Origin of the sequence: Falsiroseomonas algicola, assembly GCF_011040385.1 — a bacterium.
Taxonomy (GTDB): Bacteria; Pseudomonadota; Alphaproteobacteria; order Acetobacterales; family Acetobacteraceae; genus Falsiroseomonas; species Falsiroseomonas algicola.
Genome location: NZ_JAAIKB010000022.1, coordinates 47,473 through 67,297 on the forward strand (window position 1 = coordinate 47,473; position 19,825 = coordinate 67,297).

Below are 19,825 nucleotides of genomic sequence, written 5' to 3' on the forward strand. Positions count from 1 at the left end.
GCCTAGTCCCTCCCGTGCAGCAAGGCGAAGGGCTCGTCGGCGTCGGCCAGCGCCGCGCCGCCGACATAGCCCGAGGTCTCCGCCGTCTCGCGCTCCTTGGCGCGCAGGCGGAGTTCCTCCTTGGTCCGCTTCGGGTGGCCGACGCGCTTCGAGACGACGTAGCGCGCCGCCTGGCGCTCGCGGTCCCAGATAATCGTGCAGCCGCCGCGCACGAACTCATCCGATCCTTGGGGCCACCACCGCTGGGTGATCTCGATGACCGTGTCCGCCAGCAGCTCGCCGTCCGGGCCGACACGCCGCGCCGGGCGTACCGAGTGCACCTCGATCCGCGAAAAGGTGCCGCTCGAAAAGGTACCACGCGGCCCCTCCACTTCGCCTGCGCGGCGCCGTCCGCCGGGCCCCACGGGCTCGCCATCGTCGTCGAAGTCGAGCAGGCCGAGCTCCTGGCACAGCGCCTTGCGCGGGGCGTCGGGCAAGCGGTCGATGGCGACCTTGATCGTCCGCGCATCGTCGCGCGAGGCCTGCCACGCCGCCAGCCGGTCGCCGTCGAGACGCCAGCGTGCCGACATGGCGGCTATCACCTCCCGCAGCGGCGCCAGCGCTTCCGGGTCAAGCGGTCCACCCCAGACCAGCGCGGTCGGCGACCAAGTCTCGACGTCTGGCGGCCGGATGCCGCGTTTGCGGAAGCCGTCGATCAGCGCCACGCGGTAGCCGCGACGGTCGTCGGGGACGAGGTCGCAGTCGGCGGTGATCAGCGCCCGAAGGTACTCGCCGAAGGTCGGCTCGACCGGCGGGCAGTAGTCGAGGGCGCGTACGCACATCCGCAGGAAATGGCCTGCGACGGTGGCAGCTTCCTGCGCGAGGCGCTCGGCCAGCTCGTCCGGGATCTCGCCGGGCGGCAGCACGCCAGTGCCGTTGCTGGCCAGCCGGAACAGCCCATCGGCGCGCTCGTTGTAGGCGCGGAGAAAGCCGTCGAACACGGCCGCGACGAGCACCTCTCCCAGTGCGTGCTCGCCCTTGTGCCTCGCCTCCTGGAAGTCGGTCGGCTTCGGGGGAGTGCCGAGGGCGTCGCGCAGCGCGCCGCGCTGGCCGACTGCCTCGCCGAACTGCCGCGCCAGCTTGCCAAGGGCGGAGCCGATGCCGGGCCGGCCTTTCGCGCGCCGAATCTCATGGGCTATCAGCCGGGGCATCGTGAAGTGCTGGAACAGCGCGACGAGGTCGGAGAAAGCCTCGTGCAATGCGAAGGCCTCCGGGTTCGCTGCTTCGCGCCAGCGCGGGTGCAGCCCGTCGAGCAGAGCGTGCGACGTCTCGTGCGCGACGATGTCGTGCGACAGGCAGGTAAAGACCATGCCGTCGCGCAGGACCTGGCTTCCCGGCTCGCTTTGCGCGCGGAAGTAGCCGAACAGCAGGGCGCGGCGGGCCGGGCTGTAGTAGGCGTTCGCCTCGCGGATCGCGTGCGGGTAGATCCGAAGCCGCCGGACGAAGCCGCGGCGGAAGGCGCCGTCGTCGTCGCGTGTCACGCGCTCCGCCCAGAAGGGGGTGCGCCCGAGCGCGCGGCGGAACACGTCCACCGTGCGCATCGCCACGGCGTACGCCATCTGCTGGTGGAACTGTGGCGATCCCTCGCTCGGCACCAGCCCGTCCTGCGCCAGCACCTCCGGGCGAGAAAGGTTCACGGGCGCGTAGGCGAGGCCCGAGGCAGCGTCGATGTCGATGACCTCGATGTACTCGCCGACCGGCCCCGGCTGCACAGCTTCCCATGGCACGGCAACAATGTCCGTGGCGAAGTCGCGCGTGTCCATCGCGGCAGCCAGGGTCGGGTCGATAGCGAAGATGCGCAGCCGGCGATGCGCGGGCGGCGCCACGGCGGACATCTCCTCACCGCCCGCGGGCCTGTTGCGCGCGGGCGCGGTCCTGGCCGGCGCGGGCGCCGGCTCGGCGACGGCGGGCGCAGCACCGCCCACCGGGGCGGGCAACGCCTCGCGCAGCGCAGCCTTCAGCGCGACGGAGGCGAGCGGGTCACCGGCCAACGCCTCCACCACGCGCCGCCGCACCGCGCTCGGCAGACCGGCCGGGTCGTCGGGGTCGTGGCCGTCGAGCGCCTCGCGCGCGGCGGGCGAGCGCTGGGCGAGCTGCGTCGCCTCGATCTCCAGCATCTCGGCACGCGAGCCGGCGGCGACAACGCCGAAGCCGGTCAGCAGGCGCAGCGCGGCGAAGCGGGCGGTGTCCGCTTCCTCCGGTGCGTAGACGTCGGCGCGAGGGGGCAAGTCGAGCGCGGCGCGCGCGTCGAGCACGCCGCGGCCGAAATACTTGTGGGGCGCGTTGCCCTGTGCGGGCTGCGCGGCGGCGGAAAACAGCGCGTGGCGCACCGCCTCTACCCGGCGCCAGCCCGGCATGGCGGCCAAGGCCGCGGCGTACCGCTCGAGCCACAAGGCCGCGGCCGCTGCGACCTGCGGCGTAGCGGCCGAGGTGCCGCCGCCGTCCTGGTCCACCACCGCGCCGGCGCCGCGCCGCGCCCATGGGATGTTGGGCGTCCAGGCCGCGAGCGCTGTGCGCATCTTGCTCGCCGGCCCGTAGCAGCCGGCCATTAGCTGCACCGGGAGGTCAGCGTAGGGCGAGCCGTCGGCGCGGATGCCCGCCACCGCGAGCACGCGGCGGAAGCGCGCCGGGAAGACGACGGACTCCACCGGCAGTCCGCCGAAATTGTTGCCCGCCGCGGTGACGACGACGACCCCCGCCTCGTAGAGCGCGTTGGCTGCGTCGGCCCAAGCCTTGGAAGCGAGGCCGCCCATGCTCATGCTGACAACGTCGCAGCGTGTCTGCGCGTCGCCTCGCCACCCGAGCACCGTGTCCATTGCCTCCGCTAACGCTGACGTCCGGACCAGCACGACGCGCGGGCAGACGCGGAATGGCGCAACCTCGAAGCCATGCGCGCCGCCGTATTTGCTGCCAGCGAGGATGGCGAGCGTCGCCGTGCCATGGCCCGGGTTGGAAAGGGTGCCGTCGGCGCGGTCGAGTGCCTCATGGGCGGGACCGCCTTCGTCGTTCCGTTCTACGAAATTGCGCGCGAGGTCGGGACGCAGACCCAGCGGGCAGGTGGTGTGGCTCGCGTCGAACCCGGTGTCGAAATGCGCCAGCCGCGTCGCGGGCTTCTGTGCGCCGAGGTGGCGCGCCAGTTCCTCGCGCGCCGCAGCGAGGCCCGAGAACTCGCGACGTAGGAACCAGTTGTCGCCGGGGCCCCGGGGGTGATCCGCGCGCTGGGGGTTACCGCCCGGGGAGGTGCGCGGCGGGTCGTCGTGGTCGGGGGTGGACCATTCGATGTCGGGCTCGGCGAAGGCGACGGCGGATCCAGCGCCGAACCCCAGCCCCTCTCTCAGCAGCATGTGGCAGGCGTCCCACGGGTTCGCCCTTTCTGGTAGATCGCCTGTGACGTGCCAGGCGGGGGCAGCACCGGCGGCGAAGCCCATGGCCTCCCCGCCCGCGGCGGCGGTGGCGGGCATGAGTGGGCGCAGCGCGACCTCAAGGGGCCGTGCGGCGAGGCCCTGGAGGCGGAGCCGCCCCGCGCCCGGTCTGGTCTGGACGAGCAGGCGCATGGTGCCTTCAGTTCCGTGTCGAAGGTTGCGGTCGAGGCGGCACGGCGGCGAAGCCCATCGCCGCGGCAAGGCGCTGCGGGTCGAGCCCGCCAAGCCGACGCGCGCATTCGTCGTGGGCGTACCAAAAGCGCCGGGCGCGCAGCGCGTCGTCCGCGCCGGGGCCTGCCATCCAGACGTGGAGGCCCTCGCTGCGCCGGCTGCCGGCGCCGACCGCGATCGGTCGGTTGAAGTCCTGCGTAAGCGCGAGCATGCCAAAGGTGCCGAGCCCAAAGCTCGTGGTCACGCCGGCCCGCGCGCCGCCGCCCGAATCGCCGGTGATGCCGCCGAGCAGCGCGGCGAGCCGCGCCCCGGCCTCTTCGCGCTGGCGGGCAGGATCCGTGCTCTGCGCGCGCAGCGCCTCCGCCGTTGGCGTGCCGCCGGCAAGTTGCGGGAGCTGCGGCGCCTGCGGCTGGCCCGGCAGGATGCTCTGCAGATCCACCGCCGCGCGGATCGCCTGTTCGGCCGAGTTGGTGAAGCTGTACTCGACGCGACCTGCGTAAACGACGCGGTTGATGACCACGACCTCCACACGCTCGGCCGCCAGCCGTGCGGAGTCGCCGTGGCAGGCCGCGCGAACCAGCTCGGGCCGCCCCTGCGCGAGTTCCGCTAGGTCGCGCACCAGCGCCTCCGCCCAGACGACGTCGGTAATGGGGTCGCGCGCCTGGCTGTCCGGGCGGGCTGTCGCGCCGCGCATGAGGCGGTCGAAGCGCCAAGCGTCGAGCATCAGTTCCTGCATGTTGTCGACCTTGATGGACACGGCGCTCTGGCTGCTCGCACCAAGGCCGAGGCGCGCGCCGAAATTGCCGAACAGTCCCGACGCGCCGAGTTGGCCCGCGGTGATCCGCCCCACCGTGAGCGCGGGGACAGCAGAGCGCTGCAGGCGCAAGGGGCAGCCGCTGTCAGCGTGGCCGATCTGGCGTTCCGCGCAATCACTGATGGTGCTTGCAGCCCCGACGACAGGCTTACCGTCCGTGCTGCGCCGCTCCGGCAATGGGCGGATCTGCGGGCGGCGGCTCTGCTGGTCCTCCAGCAGGTCCAGGACGTCGTCGTGGTGGAAGGAGCCGACACGCAACAGGCTGAAGCGCGCGACTGGGGGGCTGCCGTCGCGCGGCGGGACGTGGAGGAATACGTCGCCTACCCGCACGTCTTCGCTCATCGGATAGAAGGCGAACATGTTCAGGCGGCGCATCGCGTCGCCCCACTGCTGCTCCACGTTGATCTCAGGCGGCCTGGTGCAGCCGCCGAGAAGAGCGAGAACGCCTATCGCCGCTGCGGCGCGAAGCGTCATGCCGGCCTCCCTTCGTCCGGGCGGCGCGCAATCTGGCACTGCCAGGAAACAGCTAACCCGGCCGCGCAATCGTATGACAAGCTTTATTTTCTGGGAGCGGAACAATACATGATCTCGGCTACAGCGCCGCCAACGCCATAAGCGAACGAGATTCGCGGAATCTGAGGGCGACCGGCATGATCCGGCCAAGTGACGCGGCGTTCACCGCCGCTTCGATCCGGCGACCCGTCACGTCCATCTAACCAGATGGAACCTTCGCCTCGACCCTACCTAATCCCCCGCCCGCGCTTCGCAACAAGGTCTTCAGGCTTCACCTCGATGCCGAGCTTGGACAACCCGAGCAGCACAGCCTGGCGGAAGCGCATCTCCGGGTGCTTGGCGAGAAAATCGCTGATCTGCGGGACCACGTAGTCGGGCAGGTCAATCGTCGTCATGTGGCCGCGCGCCTGCTGACGCGGCTTGCTCGCCGGCTTCGGCGTCTCGGGCAGAGCCTGTGGCGCTTTGCGGGCCGGCATGATGGATCTCCGGGGCGGGGATAGCGTCTGACCGCAACAGCTATATAGCCCTATGCTGGTCTGCAACTCCCTTCTCGCTCACCATCCGGCGCGCATGGCATTCGTCGGCCGTCGCCGGGGCCGCGATTGCGGCCTCCGGCTTCTGGGTAGCCTGCTTACTCGGCCGCTTGCAGCATGGTCTCGGCCTCCGGCGACGTGTCGGGCGCTGGCCGTGCCCGCAGCGGCTCCGGGAGCCACCCGGCACCGTTCAGGAAGCCTTCGGCGGCCTCCGCCATCGCCTGCTTCTTCGCCCCGGCAATCCGCCTGGCTGCGTCCTCACCGGCCCCCTCGCGCACCGCCGCCGCAATGGCGTCCTTGGTCACCCGGCCGAGGAAGCCCTCGGCGGTCGGCTTCCACCAGTGCCGCATATCGAGGCCGGCGGATGCCGCCACCTGCTCGGCCGGCGAAAGTGCTCCACCCGGAACAGTCCAGTCCTCCGACCCGGCGTCGATGGACGGCGCCACCAGCACGGCCAGCAGGTCGAGCGCGGCGGCAGTGTCGAGTGCCAGCAGCCACGGCCATAGCCGCTCGCCTTCCGGAACGCGCGCGGCATCCAGCGCCGCGGCGCTGCGGGCTTCGAGATCGGCGTGCGCGGGTGCGGCCTCGATGCCAGGACAGGCGACGTGCAGCGCCGGGGACCGTAGCGTCACCCTGGCGACGGCCCGCCACGGGTTGTCCCGCTCCACGATGAGGGCGTGCAGCAGCACCCGCAGCGCGAGGTCGGGCCGCGCCGCGACCTCGGCCTGCAAGGCGGCGCTGCGGTGCGCCAGCAATTCGCCGCGCAACGCCGCCGGCAGCCCGGCAGGTGGGCGCTCCTTCGCAGCCGGCCGGGGCGCCTCGTCGCCCTCCTCTTCCTCCGGCACCGCGTCGTCGTTCGCCGCCTCACCGGACCGCATCAGGCCGCGCTCGACGCGGACGCCGTCCCCAGCATCCGGCGCGACGATGGCGCCGGAACGGGCGCGGTCCTCGGGCCGCCACGCGACCTCGCGCGCACGGATGGCCTCGATCTCCGCCTCGATGCGGTCGAGCTCGGCCGACTGGTCCTCGTCAGGCTCGTCGCCGCATTCAGCCTCGATGGCGTCGAACCGCTCCCCGAGCGCGGAAAGGCGCGCCTCGTCCTCGGCCGACAACGGGGCCCGCTGCGGCCGCAGGCGCGCCATGCGCCAGAGGTCGGGCGGCAATGCGGGCAGGGCGTCCACCCATCCCCAGCCCTCCGCGCGCACCGCCTTGGCCTCGCGGGCGAGGCGCTCGTCCACAAGCCGCGCGAGCAGAGCGGGGTCGGCAATCCAACCCTCGCCGTCCTCGCTGAACAGGTCGCGCTCGACACTGCCGCCGGCCGCCTCGTACGCGTCCAAGCCGACGAAGCGCACGCGCCGGTCGTCCAGCGTTATCCGGCCCTCGACCAACAGCCGGCGGATGCTGGCGGGATGCATGCCGTAGCCCTGGGACTGCCGCCAGACCCGCTCCTGCGCCTCGTGGTCGTCAGTCACGGCGAAGGCGGTCACCGCCTCAAGCCCCATCTCCCCGGCACGGAAGGCGGCGATGAGGCCAGGGGAGACGGAGGCCAGCCGCAGGCGCTGGCGCACCGTCAGCGGCGAGACGCCGAAGCGGCGCGCGATCCGCTCCACGTCCTGGCCCTCGGCGTGCAGCCGCGCGAAGGCCTCGAACTGGTCGGCGGGGTGCATGGCGACGCGCACCACGTTCTCGGCCAGGCTGGCGCCGGTGACGTCGCCATCGGCCGCCAGCACCCGGCACGGGATCGGCGCGCCCTTGGCGATCTTCCGGCGCTCCGCCAGCAGCCGCAGCGCGGCGAGGCGGCGACCGCCGGCGATCACGTCGTATCGGCCGGTCGGCTCGCCCTCGGCGTCGTGCGCCGGCACGACGCCGAGATTGTGCAGCAAGCCATGGGCCGCGATGGAGGCGGCGAGTTCTTCTAACCCCTCCTCGCGCCCGGTGCGCCGGGCATTGGCCTCGGCAAGATCGAGGCGGTTGAGGGGAACATGGATCGTCTCAGCGTCGAAGGGCTTGGCTGGCATGGGGTCGGCTCCTCCTTGGTGCCGTCCTCAATATACAAATACAGTGCTATATAGCAAGAACACATGGTCGGGATTAGGGGATATCACAGGAGCGCGATTAGGATTCATTTGTATTGCTATATAGCAGTGTATCTCATATCTTCCTTCTTAGCCGAGCGGCGCAGTGCCCCGGCGAGTTGGCAAGGACCAGCACACCATGACCTTCAACTTCTCCCGCTCCTTCTCCACCCGCGCCGGCGCTGAGCCGCTGTCGGACGACAGCATCCGCACCCTGGCGCCGAGCGCCTTCGCCGCGGAGGCGCACGAAAGCCGCAGCGCCCGCTACGCCTACATCCCGACCTCCGCCGTCATCGAGGGCATGCGCGCCGAGGGCTTCCTGCCAGTCTTCGCCAAGCAGGCGCGCTGCCGCGACGCCGGCCGCCAGGAGCACACCAAGCACATGGTCCGCTTCCGCCGGCAGGGCGTCAGCCCGGCGCGCCGCGTGGGCGACAGCTTCCCCGAGATCGTGCTGATCAACTCGCACGACGGCTCGTCCTCCTACCACCTGATGTCCGGCGTGTTCCGGCTCGTCTGCCTCAACGGCATGGTGGTCGCTGACCGCCGCGGCACCGAGGTCCGGGTGCCGCACAAGGGCGACGTGGTGCGCCAGGTGATCGAGGGGTCGCACGTGGTCCTCGACGAATCTCAGCGCGCCCTGGAAGCGGCGGATGCCTGGGCTGGCGTGCCGCTCGGCCGCGACGAACAGGCGGCGCTGGCGGAGGCGGCGCATGTGCTGCGCTTCGGCGACGCGGCCGGCGAGGCTGACACGCCCATCCGCCCGGCGCAGCTGCTCGAGGCGCGGCGCTCCTCCGACCGGTCGGACGATCTTTGGACCGTGTTCAACCGGGTCCAGGAGAACACCATCCGGGGCGGGCTCTCGGCCTGGGGTCGCGACCCGAACGGACGGCCCCGCCGCGTCACCTCCCGCGAGGTCACGGGGATCGACCAGGATGTGCGGCTCAACCGGGCGCTGTGGCTGCTCGGGGAGCGGATGGCGACGCTGAAGGGCGCCGCCTGAGGCCAGGGGCGGGGGCCAGCGCCCCCGCCCGCATCCCTCTCCCATCCCATCCGGAGCGCACCCGCATGATCACCAATCCCCTTCCGTTCCTCGGCCGACCGCAGTCCTTCAAGGGCGAGGGCGGCGAGGCCATGACCTTCGGCACGTTCGAGCCCGACCCGCTGTGCGTGCTGTTCTCGTTGCAGGGCGCGGATGGGCGGCAGTTTGCCTGCCTGCTCGGCGACGAAGTCGAGGCGGCGCTGCTTGCCCTGCTGCGCGACCGCGAGCGCGCCCGGCACGACGTGGGCATCGCCTCCAGCGGCGGGCCGGGAGGCGGGACCTCATGACCTTCCCCGCCGGGTCCTGGATGAGGGCCGCCGGCGGTTGCCGGCGCCCCGGGGTGGCGGGCATTTTGCCCGCCATGCCCATGACGCCGGATGAGATCGCCCACTGCCTCAATGCCCTGCCCTGGTCGCGGCGGGAGGTCGCGCGGCGCCTCGGCGTGGATGACGCGGCACTGCGGAAGATGGCGCGCGGGGCGCGGCCGGTCGCACACAACCTAGCGGCCTGGCTGCGACTGCTCGCCGCGCTGCATGGGGCGCTGACGCCGGAACAGCGGGAGATTGCGCGCGCTATCGGCTGCGACGAGGGGCGCTTCGTGCGTCACCCGCGCGGGGTGCGTCCACTGGACGACGAGGAAGCCGCGCTGCTGGAGACGCTTGCGGCGCTGCATGCGGCGCTGCCGCTGCCCGTGGGATGGCGGACGAATGCGGTGCAGCCGGACACCGATGCGTAGACTCGCCTGCCAAGTCGCTTTCTGAACCCAGGTCCCTTGTTCGACCCGCTGGAGGCGCGGTTGATGGGTCGGGACGTCCCTCGTCCCGACCAGGCCCAGCGGCCACGGCGCGCAGCGGAGGGCAGGGGAGGACCGTAGCCACCCGGAGCCACGCGCAGCGCCGATTGGCGCGAGCATGGCGAGGATGGCGAGGACCGGACCTTGCCTGGAGTGAGCACCGTGGCACGGTTGGGATCACCCCGAAGAGGGACGAAAAGAGCAGGAACGGAGTGCTAGGCACGTTCGATTTGACACGAGCGTATCGAACGGATGTAGGCTTTACGAGAGCCCACCTGGGAGCGGATTGTTTGCGCACGGAGGCATAAATTTTGAGATCGCATTATTCATGTAGTAACGAACATCCAAGGATGCCTTACGAAAGCAACCGCTTTCGTAATTCATGCTTTGGCGTTTTTTCCGTTCTGCTAATGGCTCCTATTTCGAATATATGTGCCGCGCAAGGCCGCTCAGACGTACCAGTTGAGGAGTTTAGAAGTCGACTTGAGCAGTGCATCGAGCAAAATCGTATTGATGCTTCCAGTAACCTTCAACAAGTATTTGTATCTGTATACGGCGCCGCTCGTAGCCAGGGCCGAATACTGACTCTTGCTGATTTTGTCTCCACGCTGCGGCCCAATGATCAACTGAACGGGCTTGAACTGTACAATAGATGTGTAGTTGGTATCGTGCGGGGGACAACGAACAACCCGCAGGATGTACCGGAAGTGCTTGAGCTTCCTGCTATCCTCGAAACCTCCGGGCAACCGATCCGGCTGCGCGCCAGAACTATCATCGCGAACAACTCAGAGGTTCGTGCATTTCCTGCTGGGGCTAGGGCGCCTTCCGGTACACCAGGGCAGAATGGGGTGAACGGCTCCAACGGCGCCCATGGCGCGGGGGGGGACGGAACCTCCGGCGGCGCGGGCACACCGGGGGAACCTGGTCATAGGGGTGTATCCGCCGCGACCATTCAGATTGAGGCTGAGAATTTTGTCGGTCGGCTACGCATTGTAAACTCTGGGCAGCCCGGAGGCGCGGGGGGACCTGGTGGAGCGGGAGGTAACGGAGGCGCAGGAGGTCAAGGGCGTGCAGCCGTAAGTGGCATCTTCGATTGCTCAAGCGGTCCAGGCACTGGTGGCGGTGGTGGAAACGGCGGGTCAGGTGGTGATGGAGGACGCGGTGGCGATGGCGGCAATGGCGGCCAAGTCACGCTACGTTTCCAGACTGTCGCCCCCGGCTCTACCATTTCAGTTCTGACACTGGGAGGCCTCGCCGGTTCCGGTGGTCCACCCGGTCCGGCAGGATCTCCTGGCTCTGGCGGAGCAGTCGGCTCATCTGGTGGTCGCTGCGGATCAGGAGGTCGGACCGGAGGTGCTGCTGGGGCGCCTGGCGCACCGGGCCGAAATTTGGGGCCCGGTCAACCAGGCCTTGATGGGCAGATAGAGATCATCATCGAAGATCGAACCAGCTTGGCAACTCGCGAATTTTCTCGAACCTTCGAGCGACGTGCGACCAATGACTGATCCGAATCCGCCACCGCCGGCACCCTGGTTTTCGAATACGAAGATCGTCATAGCTTCAGCGTCGGTTCTATTGATATCAATGATATTAGTTATTTATTTTATATTTCCAAAAAACAATCAAAGTATTTCTAATCTTAGAGATCCAGCAGCTTCAAATTCAAAGTTTCAGGCAGATCATAATTATATTGCCGGCTGGATCTTAGAGTGTCGGCGCTTTCTTTCTCCTGAGGACGCTCCTGGCTGGATGCAGCGTGCCGTTCATATTACCGGCGTAGCAGCATCTACAAACCAGACGCAGGGGATTACCGTTCCCCTCATCCGTGAAGAACGTGCGCTTATCAATTTAAGTTTGACGCTTGCAGCAGACAGAAGCACCTTGCTTACAAGATCAATCGATTCTTATAATTTTTGGGAGAAGACTTCAATACTGGGTATTTTAATCGGATTTCTAACAACAGTTCTTATAACAATTAGCTCTGCTAATATTATTCCTCAAACAAGTCGCTGGGCAATAGCAGTAAAGACATCAGCTATTACACTTCCTGCCCTAGGGACTGCTTTTGCTGCGATTGTCGCGTTCTATACTCCTCAGGCCGAGTGGAGCCAAGCATCGCGAACGTTAACAAGTAATAGTTTGCTTCACTCTCAGATGAGACAGCTCATATCCAGCCAAGAATGTCTTTTCGATGATCAGGGCAAGCCATCAGCTGAGACCGCAACGGCTCTGCTGAGCGGGATTCAAGTCTGGCAACGAAACTACAACGACATTCAATCAGCGTCTTCAAGCTCGAACCGCACGGGAGACACCAATAATGGTGGAAGGCGCGACGCACCACCCGGTTCCCCCTCCCCACACGGAACCGACCCCTCCACCCCGACCGTCACACCCGCAGCGACGCCCACCCGATAGTATTGCAGAAAAGCAAGGACCCGGCGGAGCTTCGCTCGCACTCGGGTGAGACAGTCTGATGCCGGAGGCAATGCCGATTACAGCTACAGGCCGGCGAGAACGCTTGGATACCGACGGAGCGCCGGTGATACTGTGTGTCATGGGCGATAGTGGAGACGACAAGACGGGCGGCGCGGAGACAGGCGCTGCACGGCTGCCATGGGATCTCCACCCCGCGCTGACCGAGGAGCGGCTTTCAGCCTGCGCGCGCCTGCTGGCACGGGGTCGCGCCGACGCGGTGGCAATGGCGGATCCCTGGGCCGGCGACGACGCCTGGTCGATCGGCTGCCGCGCCTACTCTTTCTCGCGTAACCGCCTGCGCCAGGCGGCCGAGGGCGGCCGCTACCGCTGGCTCGCCGTGCTCGATGCCACCCACCACTTCGTCTTCCTGATCGACGGCGTGCCGGTGCGATTCTTCCGCGGTGACGCAGAGGAGCCGAGCAAGCGTACGCTCCGCCAACAAGAGAGCGAGGCACAGCAACTGGCGCTAGCCCTAGGCGACGCTGGCGGGGCGGACGGCCTGATGTTCCGGCTCGCTGTCGAGACGGGCGAGGGCGGGGAAGTGCGGCGCGTGGTCTTCCTGGCGCTGCGGGGCGAAGAGGGTGCAGTCGAGTGCTTTTGGCCGGTTCCGCTTGGTAACGACGACTTGTCGTCGGCGCGACGCAACGCGGCCGCCACCCTGGCACCCCCGCTCGCTGCGGCTTCCTCGCGGCGCACCTCCTGATTCTCGTCTCATGTTTCTGACCGTCTTTGCTAATCCGGTTTTGTTCCTCACGCTGGAGTGACGACATTCCAGTACTTTGCGTGCGGAACGACCGACGATTGTCTCTTGAGAGACTTCTGCCACCATCGGTAGCATTGCCCATCGCAACACGCCTGATGGCATACCGAAATGCAAAATTTGGTCATTTGCAGCGAGCTGACCACCCGCGCCAGCCGAATGAACCAGTTCGCGTCGACGCCGGTGCGGTCTAGCTTCCCGGCCGATTCGGGACGAGGCGCGGGCGAACGGTGGGCGACACGCTCGGCGAGGCAGATCTACGCGCGGGTATTGCCCGCGGCGGCACCATCGAGAACGTCGTCGTCGTCGCCTACCGCGACGCGGGCGGCGGGGTCGAGCACGTCCCCTACATCCTTCCATCCTGGCGCCGCGGCTACGTCGCCATCGCCCTGTTCCGCGGCCCCGGCGTGCGCGCCTGGCGCGACCTCGACCGCCTGCGCCGCTTCCTCCGCGACGACCTGGGCTTCGGCCTGCCCATTTCCCTCTACGACGAGGGCTGCCCGAAGCTCGCGCGGTTCAAGTCGCTGCTGCCTGCCGGCGCCACGAGTTCGCGCGTCCGCACGTCCGACACGACGCAACCCGACGGGGACGACACCGAGACGCCGGCACCAGGCTGACGCCGCCCTGCGCGGCCGGGCGGTGGCCGCGTGATCCTCGAACTCGCCGCATTCCTCGAGCTCGCCGCGGCCTGCGCCCCTGGCGTCGCACCCGAAACCCTCGCCGCGATCGCCCGCGTCGAGAGCGGTCTCGACCCACTGATCATCGGCATCAATGAGCGCGGCGCGACGCCGGTCCGCTCCGCGACCCCGGCCGAAGCCGCGGCACGGGCAACCGCGCTGATCGCGGCCGGCAAGTCCGTCGACCTCGGCCTCATGCAGATCAACAGCCGCAATCTCGGCTGGCTCGGGCTCGCGGTCGAGGACGCCTTCGACCCCTGCCGCTCGATCGCCGCCGGCGCGCGCGTCCTGACCGCCTTCAGCGCCTACAACACCGGAAGCCCGAGCCGCGGCCTGGCCAATGGCTATGTCGCCCGGGTGGTGTCGGCGCGGACGGCCATGGCGGCGGCACCGGCTCGCCCCTGCCCTGCCCCGCTCGCCAGCCCGGCGCCGGCGGCCTGCGCCCCGTCCTGGGACGTCTGGGCGCGCTGTCCCGCCGCCGCGCCGGCACTGCGGGACTCCGATCCGGCGGATGCCGACGAGCAGGCACCCCCGTCCGCCGAACCCATCCGTCTCAGGGGCAGCCTCGCCATGGGAGCCGATACCCGATGAACACCCGATCCCTTGCGACCGCATCCGCAGTGGCGGCGGCCGCGCTTCTCCTACTGCCCTCGCTGGCCTGGGCACAGGCCGGGGGCGGCGCCGATCCCTTCTCGACCGGCGTGCAGTGGTTCGTCTCCGGCCCCGCGCGCGGCGTGGCCATGCTGTCCGTAGCCGCGGCGGCGGTGCTGGTCTGGTTCCTGATGGGCTCGCTGCGGCTCGCCGGCTTCGTGCTCGGCGGCGGCCTGATCCTGGCCAACGCGCAGACCATCGTCGGCTGGATGGGGTTCTAACGGTGGACGCCGCCGAGGAACCGCGCGGCCCGCGCACCGGCCCCATCCCGCTCGGGGCGACCCGGCCGCCGATGGTGCCGTTTGTCGGGCTGCCCTTCTCGGCGGCGATCCCGCTGCTCTTCGCCGCGGCGGAGGTCCAGATGGCGGTCGGCGGGCTGAAGGGCGTCGGCTATGCGGCAATGCTGCTGATCGCCGTCGGCCTGCCGCTGCGGGCCTGGGTCAGCTTCGACTGGTACGCCATCGAGGTCCTGATGGCCTGGGGCCGCACCTCCGGCCCCGCCCTGGATTCCGCCCGCTGGGGCGGCGCCAGCGTCTCGCACTTCCCGCTCCATCCGCGCCATCGCCGGCGGGAGCCACGGGGGATGGCGGGATGATGGAGTTCCGCAAGCTCGCGGCGCATGAGCGCGCCGGCACGACCTACGCCCGGCACCTCGGCCACATCTCCGACGGCGTCGGGCTGATGCGGGACGGCTCGGTGTTCGCCGTCATCGAGGTAGGCGGCTTCCCGCATGAGATGGCGGGCGACGAGGCGGTGAACGCCCGGCACGCGGTCCGCGCCGCGCTGCTGCGGAACATCGCCGACGAGGATGTCGGGCTCGTCGAACACCTGGTGCGCCACGACGACGCGCCGCGCTTCACCGGACCGGCGCCAGCCGAGCACGCCACGCCCTACGGCGCCGAGCTCTCGCGCGACTACGCCGGCGCCTGCCTGCGCGACCTGATGACCACAACCTGGCTGCTGACGGTGCTGGTGAGGCCAACCTTCGCCGCCCGCGGCTGGCGGGCCATGCTCGGCCTCGAGCCGCGCGAGGAGGCCGCACGGCCCGGTCCGGGGATGGACCGGCGCGTCACCCGCCTGGAGGACCGTGTCCGCGCCTGCATGGAGGCGCTGGCACCGCTCGCCCCCCGCCGGCTCGGCGTCCGGATCGAGGGCGAGGTCGCCTTCTCCGAACTGGCCGAGGCGCACCGGCTGGCGCTCTACGCCCGGCGAGCGCGGGTGCCGATGGTGGCGCCGGGCTCACTTGGCGCATCGATCTACACCGACCGCATCGTGTGCTCCTCCGCCTGCTTCCGCGTCGAGGCCGCCGGTGTGCCGGATGCGGAGAAGCCGCACGGGCTGATGCTCGGCTTTCGCGTCTATCCCAACCGCTGGCGGGTCGGGATGTTCGACGCGCTGCTCGCCCTGCCCTTCCGCTTCGTGCTGACCAACAGCTACGACTTCCACGGCCGGACCAAGGCGGGCGACAAGCTCGCCGTCCGCGCGCAGCGCATGGAGAACGTCGGCGACCGCGCCGCCTCCCTGCGGGACGAGCTCGACGACGCCATCGACGCGATCGACCGCGGCGAGCACGTCATGGGCTCGCACCACTGGTCCCTCGCCGTGCACGCAGATGGCGTGGCCGGGCTGGAAGCCAACGCCGCCGCGGCGCGATCGGCCGTGACCGATGCCGGCGCCGTGCTGGCGGCCGAGGATGTCGGCATGGAGGCGGCCTATTGGGCGCAGCTGCCGGGCGCGCCCGCCTGGCTGCGGGCCCGCGCGGGCGCGTTGCCCTCCGTCGCCTTCGCCGCGATGTCCTCCCTCCACGCCCCGCCGCGTGGCGACGCCCGGCACCATTGGGGCCGGCCGCTCTACCGCGCGCGCACCACGGCCGGCACGGCCTACGACGCGCCCTGGCACCTCCGCGACGTCGGCCATCGGCTTCGGATCGGCCCAACCGGTTCCGGCAAGACGCTGCACATGGCCTTCGAGACGGTGATGCTTGACCCGCTCGTCCGAGCGCGCGGCGGCCGGCAGATCATCTTCGACAAGGACGGCGGCAACGAGATCCTCGTCCGTGCCATGGGCGGCGTCGTCGCACGGCTACGTCGCGGCGAGGCCTCCGGTGCGGCGCCGCTGCGTGCCCTGCCGGACACCGAGGCCTCGCGCGCCTGGCTGCACGAGTTCCTGACCGGCCTGATCATGGACGATGGCCGCGGCGCACCGACGCCGGAGGACACCCGCCGCCTCGCGCTCGGCATCACCTTCGTCATGCGGATGCCGCTTGGCCTGCGGTCAATTGCCGGCGTCCGCGAATTCCTTGGCCACACCGACCCCACGGGCGCCGGCGCGCGGCTGGAAAAATGGTGCCGCGGGGGGCCGCTTGGATGGGCCTTCGACGGCGAGACGGACCTACTGGACTTTAGCGGGGCCATCGCCAGCGTCGATCCGACCGCGCTCCTTCCGGACGGCGCCGTCATGCCGGCGATGGCGGCGTACCTGCTGCATCGCGCCAGGCTGGTTGTGGACGGTCGACCGACTGTCCTCCACGCGGACGAGTTCCGCGCGTACCTGCCCGACCTCCGCCTTGTGGGCGGACAACGGCAGGCGCGCTTCGACAAGGGATTCGAGGATTTCGCGCTGACCGGCCGCAAGCAGGAGCTGTCGCTCGACATCGCCACGCAGCAGCCGGAACACATCCTCGACCACCCCGTGGGGCCATCATTGGTGGCGCAATGTAAGACGCGGGCGCTCTACCGGAACCCGGATGCGCGCCGCGGCCCCTACCTCGAAGGGCTGGGCTGCACCGAGCGCGTGTTCCAGGCCGTCAGCCGCGACATGCTCGCCGGGCCCCATTCCTTCGTGCTGATGCGCGAGGAGACGTCGGTCCTCCTGCGGCTCGACCTCACCCCCCTCCCCGGCCACGTCGCCGTCCTCTCCGGCCGCGCCAGCACGCTGCGCGCCATGGCCGAGGCGGTCGGCGAGCACGGCACCGATCCCGCCCGCTGGCTGCCCGCCTTCCGGCGGCAGCTCACTGCCCACGCAGCATGAGGAGGACGCGCCCATGACCCGCACCCGGACGGCCCTGGCCCTCGCGCTGGCGGTCGGGGCCGCCGCGCCGGCCGCCGCCCAGCTCGCCGTCATCGACGGCGCGAACCTGGCGCAGACGACGGTCACCGCCGCTCGCGCGCTCCAGCAGATCGAGCAGTTGCGGCAGCAGTACGACCAGCTCGTCCGGACCTACGACGCCATCGCCCATCCGACCTCGATCGGCGGCGTCGCCGGCGCGGTCCGGGGCCTCTCACGCACGATTATGCCGCCCGCCACGCAGGTGCCGGACATGATGGCCGGCCGCGGCGGAGAGTGGGGCCAGGCCGGCACCATGCTCAACGCCGACCGCCTCTACGCGCCCGCCGAGCGCGATGAATGGGCGCGCGAGATGGAGCGGCGCGAGAGGGTCACGGCGAACGCCAAGGCGATGGCGCAGGCGGCCATCGAGGACGCCGAACAGGAGATCGGCTCGCTCGACGCGATGCGCGGAGAGGTGGAGGCGGCGCCGGACGGCACGGCGGGTGTCGCGGTCGGCAACGGGCTCTCCCTGGCCCGGCAGCGGCTCGACGCGTCGCGCCTCCAGCTGGAGCAGATCCGCCTGATGCTCGCGGCAGACGACCGCGTGACGACGCAGCGCGGCGAGCAGGCCTGGCGCCGGGACGTGGACGACTGGATGACGCGGACCCGTCCCGCGCTGAACGGCTGGTGACGGCCATGCACGCCCCTTCGCTCGCCCTCACCCTGTCCCTCCTGGCAGCCGTGCCGGCCACTGCGGCCGAGTTCGACATTCCATGGTTCGAGGCCAATCCTACGGCCCGCGCCCAATGGCTGCGTTCCTGCCGGGACGACACGCGGATTGCGCGCGACGCGCGCTGCGGCAACGCCGAGATCGCCGAGAACCGCGTCCATGCGCGGCGCCTCGGCGCGCAGTCGGGCGTCCGATCCGGGCAGCTTCCGCCCGCCTTCGAGACGCCGATGCTGCTCGACGCCGCGCGTGTTGCCTGCGCCAGGCCGCCGGCCGAACGCGGCCTTCTGGGGCGCTACTGCCCGCGGGGGAGCTGACCCCCGTGTACGAGCAGTTCGCCGCCTTTTCCGACCAGATGACGACGGCCTTCTTGGACCGAACCATCCAGACCGGTGTCCAGACGGCGCTCGGCTGGATGCGCGGCGCGTTGATGCTGATGGTCGCCGTCGCCGCCGTGCTGGTGTGGACGGGACGGCTGGACCTCTGGTGGGTGGTGCGGCGGGTGGTGATCGCGCTGATCATCATCGCCCTGCTGCAGGCCGGTGCCTACAACCAGTACGTCCGGGATTTCTTCTGGACGACGGTGCCGAACCTGGTCGCCACGGCTTTCGCGGGCGGCAGCGTGACGGTCACAGCGGCGCGGCGGTTCGACGTGATCTCCGACGCCGCGTCCCATGTGGTGGCCGCAGCCGACGCTCAGGCGACCGGCCTGTGGAATATCCGCCCGCAATTCGGCATCGCGCTGGCGCACGGGCTCATGCTGATCACGATCGGCCTGTGCTTCGCTCTCTGGCTGGTCGCGCGTGTCGCCACCGCCCTGCTGATCTCGGTCGGGCCGTTCCTGCTGATCGCCGCGATCTTCGATGCGACGCGCGGATGGGTCATCGGCTGGGTGGGAAAGCTGGTTTCGCTGGCCGTCTGGTCGCTCTGCTCCACGGCGCTGGCAGAGATGATGCTCGCCGGCACCCTGATGTGGGTCCAGCGCACCGCCGCCTACGCCGCCGGCCTGTCCGAGCGGGTCGACGGGCTGTGGAAGCTCTGCGTTTGGATCCTGATCGACTTCGCCGTGATGCTGGCCCTGCCCTACTTCGCCTCCGTCGGTTCGGGTGCCTCCAGCGGCGTCCATGCGGGCGCATCCAACCTCGCTTCCGTCGCCAGCGCCGCCATGGGCCGCATAGGCCGGGCGGCCTCGGCCGTCTCGCGTGCCTCGAAGCAGGGGCGCTCGTGATGTCGCGCCCTCCCCTCCCCCTGAAAGGATCTGGAACCGCCGCCATGCGCAAAGCCCTGGCCGCGTTGATGTTTGCCCTCTGCCTGACGTCGGCATGTTCCTCTGATCGCGTGGCTGCATCCTGCTCCGGGACCGCCTTTGCCCTGAATCCGGGGCTCTGGACGCCGGCGCCAGGGGAGATACCCCAATGAGCGCCACCACGGGCTTCCCGCCAGAGTCCAGTCGTGCCGCGCTCGTGCCGTCCGGCCAGCTTGCGGAGGACTATGCCCGCGTGCTGGCGGCCCATGAGGCCGAGTTGGCGCGCGACCGGCGCCGCCAGCGCGGTCACCTGGTGCTGGCCTCCACCTTCGGCCTGGCGACGCTGGCGCTTGCCGGCGCCCTCGTCGCCGCGATGCCCCTCAAGCGCGTCGTGCCCGTCTTCGTGCACATCAACTCGGACGGCACCTACACCACCACGGTCAACCAGTCCGACGTGCCGCAGTCCCTGCGCGAGGCGACGATGGCCTCCACGCTCTGGCTCTACGTGTCCGCGGTGGAGCGCTTCAACACCGCGACGCACGCCGACGACCAGCAAATCGTCTTCATGCTCTCCGACCGAGCCACGGGGGACACCTTTCAGGCGCGGACAGACGCCCGCAGCCCCGAGAGCCCCTGGCGGCGCTTCGGCACCCGCACGACGGTGCGCATCGAGCGCATATCCGAGGGGCTCGGCTGCGCTTCGGGCGGGGCCTGCCTCGGCCGCGACCCGGACGCCTACGTCGTCCGCTTTCGCCGGATCGAGAAGACTGAGCGACTGTGTTGGTCGTCAAGCGGGTTTTGCGTCCCATGGCTTTCCGGTTCGGATGATGGCGTTGAGGATG

The 19,825-nt window shown here is 69.7% G+C and carries 18 protein-coding genes; 14 read left to right on the forward strand and 4 right to left on the reverse strand.

The genetic code is table 11. From position 1 onward, the window contains the following. Positions 1 to 2: 2 nt before the first annotated feature. The 4 genes from G3576_RS28545 to G3576_RS28560 form a co-directional block, all read right to left on the reverse strand. Entirely contained in the window at positions 3 to 3,593 is a 3,591-nt protein-coding gene (locus tag G3576_RS28545) for a S8 family serine peptidase (RefSeq protein WP_164697899.1), read from the reverse strand. 7 nt (positions 3,594 to 3,600) lie between these two features. Beyond that, positions 3,601 to 4,920, reverse strand: a complete 1,320-nt coding sequence (locus G3576_RS28550) for a hypothetical protein (protein ID WP_164697900.1) — start codon at positions 4,918 to 4,920, stop codon at positions 3,601 to 3,603. A gap of 266 nt (positions 4,921 to 5,186) precedes the next feature. Further along, the gene (locus G3576_RS28555) at positions 5,187 to 5,435 is read right to left on the reverse strand and encodes a hypothetical protein (protein WP_164697901.1); all 249 of its coding nucleotides are present in this window, start codon (positions 5,433 to 5,435) and stop codon (positions 5,187 to 5,189) included. Positions 5,436 to 5,590: 155 nt separating this feature from the next. After that, a complete protein-coding gene (locus G3576_RS28560) occupies positions 5,591 to 7,510 on the reverse strand; it encodes a ParB/RepB/Spo0J family partition protein (protein ID WP_164697902.1) in 1,920 nt (639 codons plus the stop codon). Positions 7,511 to 7,706: 196 nt separating this feature from the next. On the opposite strand from G3576_RS28560, the gene G3576_RS28565 reads away from it, so the two are divergent. The 14 genes from G3576_RS28565 to G3576_RS28630 form a co-directional block, all read left to right on the forward strand. Beyond that, positions 7,707 to 8,567 (forward strand): DUF932 domain-containing protein, encoded by an 861-nt coding sequence (locus G3576_RS28565; RefSeq protein WP_164697903.1) that lies wholly within the window; start codon positions 7,707 to 7,709, stop codon positions 8,565 to 8,567. A 65-nt stretch (positions 8,568 to 8,632) separates the two neighbouring features. Next, on the forward strand, positions 8,633 to 8,893 hold the full coding sequence (locus tag G3576_RS28570) for a hypothetical protein (protein ID WP_164697904.1): 261 nt from the start codon (positions 8,633 to 8,635) through the stop codon (positions 8,891 to 8,893). 74 nt (positions 8,894 to 8,967) lie between these two features. Further along, complete coding sequence (locus tag G3576_RS28575) at positions 8,968 to 9,342, forward strand: hypothetical protein (protein ID WP_164697905.1); 375 nt, start codon at positions 8,968 to 8,970, stop codon at positions 9,340 to 9,342. Positions 9,343 to 10,896: 1,554 nt separating this feature from the next. Then, positions 10,897 to 11,814: a hypothetical protein gene (locus G3576_RS28580; protein WP_164697906.1), complete on the forward strand. Its 918-nt coding sequence runs from the start codon at positions 10,897 to 10,899 to the stop codon at positions 11,812 to 11,814. A 103-nt stretch (positions 11,815 to 11,917) separates the two neighbouring features. Next, a complete protein-coding gene (locus tag G3576_RS28585) occupies positions 11,918 to 12,577 on the forward strand; it encodes a hypothetical protein (protein WP_164697907.1) in 660 nt (219 codons plus the stop codon). A 287-nt stretch (positions 12,578 to 12,864) separates the two neighbouring features. Further along, positions 12,865 to 13,251, forward strand: coding sequence for a hypothetical protein (locus tag G3576_RS28590; protein ID WP_164697908.1), 387 nt, complete (start codon positions 12,865 to 12,867; stop codon positions 13,249 to 13,251). A 30-nt stretch (positions 13,252 to 13,281) separates the two neighbouring features. Continuing rightward, a complete protein-coding gene (locus G3576_RS28595; RefSeq protein WP_207623093.1) occupies positions 13,282 to 13,902 on the forward strand; it encodes a transglycosylase SLT domain-containing protein in 621 nt (206 codons plus the stop codon). Next, positions 13,899 to 14,183: a TrbC/VirB2 family protein gene (locus tag G3576_RS28600; protein WP_164697909.1), complete on the forward strand. Its 285-nt coding sequence runs from the start codon at positions 13,899 to 13,901 to the stop codon at positions 14,181 to 14,183. The genes G3576_RS28595 and G3576_RS28600 overlap by 4 nt, the downstream gene beginning before the upstream one ends. A 2-nt stretch (positions 14,184 to 14,185) precedes the next feature. Beyond that, positions 14,186 to 14,557 (forward strand): VirB3 family type IV secretion system protein, encoded by a 372-nt coding sequence (locus G3576_RS28605; RefSeq protein WP_164697910.1) that lies wholly within the window; start codon positions 14,186 to 14,188, stop codon positions 14,555 to 14,557. Continuing rightward, positions 14,554 to 16,992 carry a VirB4 family type IV secretion/conjugal transfer ATPase gene (locus tag G3576_RS28610; RefSeq protein ID WP_164697911.1) on the forward strand — a complete coding sequence of 813 codons (2,439 nt, stop codon included), beginning with the start codon at positions 14,554 to 14,556 and terminating at the stop codon, positions 16,990 to 16,992. Before G3576_RS28605 ends, G3576_RS28610 begins: the two co-directional genes overlap by 4 nt. Positions 16,993 to 17,005: 13 nt before the next feature. Then, on the forward strand, positions 17,006 to 17,701 hold the full coding sequence (locus G3576_RS28615) for a type IV secretion system protein (protein WP_164697912.1): 696 nt from the start codon (positions 17,006 to 17,008) through the stop codon (positions 17,699 to 17,701). Beyond that, a complete protein-coding gene (locus G3576_RS28620; protein ID WP_164697913.1) occupies positions 17,698 to 18,054 on the forward strand; it encodes a hypothetical protein in 357 nt (118 codons plus the stop codon). The genes G3576_RS28615 and G3576_RS28620 overlap by 4 nt, the downstream gene beginning before the upstream one ends. A gap of 5 nt (positions 18,055 to 18,059) precedes the next feature. Further along, complete coding sequence (locus tag G3576_RS28625) at positions 18,060 to 18,965, forward strand: type IV secretion system protein (RefSeq protein WP_164697914.1); 906 nt, start codon at positions 18,060 to 18,062, stop codon at positions 18,963 to 18,965. A gap of 187 nt (positions 18,966 to 19,152) precedes the next feature. After that, the coding region (locus G3576_RS28630; RefSeq protein ID WP_164697915.1) for a VirB8/TrbF family protein at positions 19,153 to 19,825 on the forward strand (673 nt) is incomplete at its 3' end.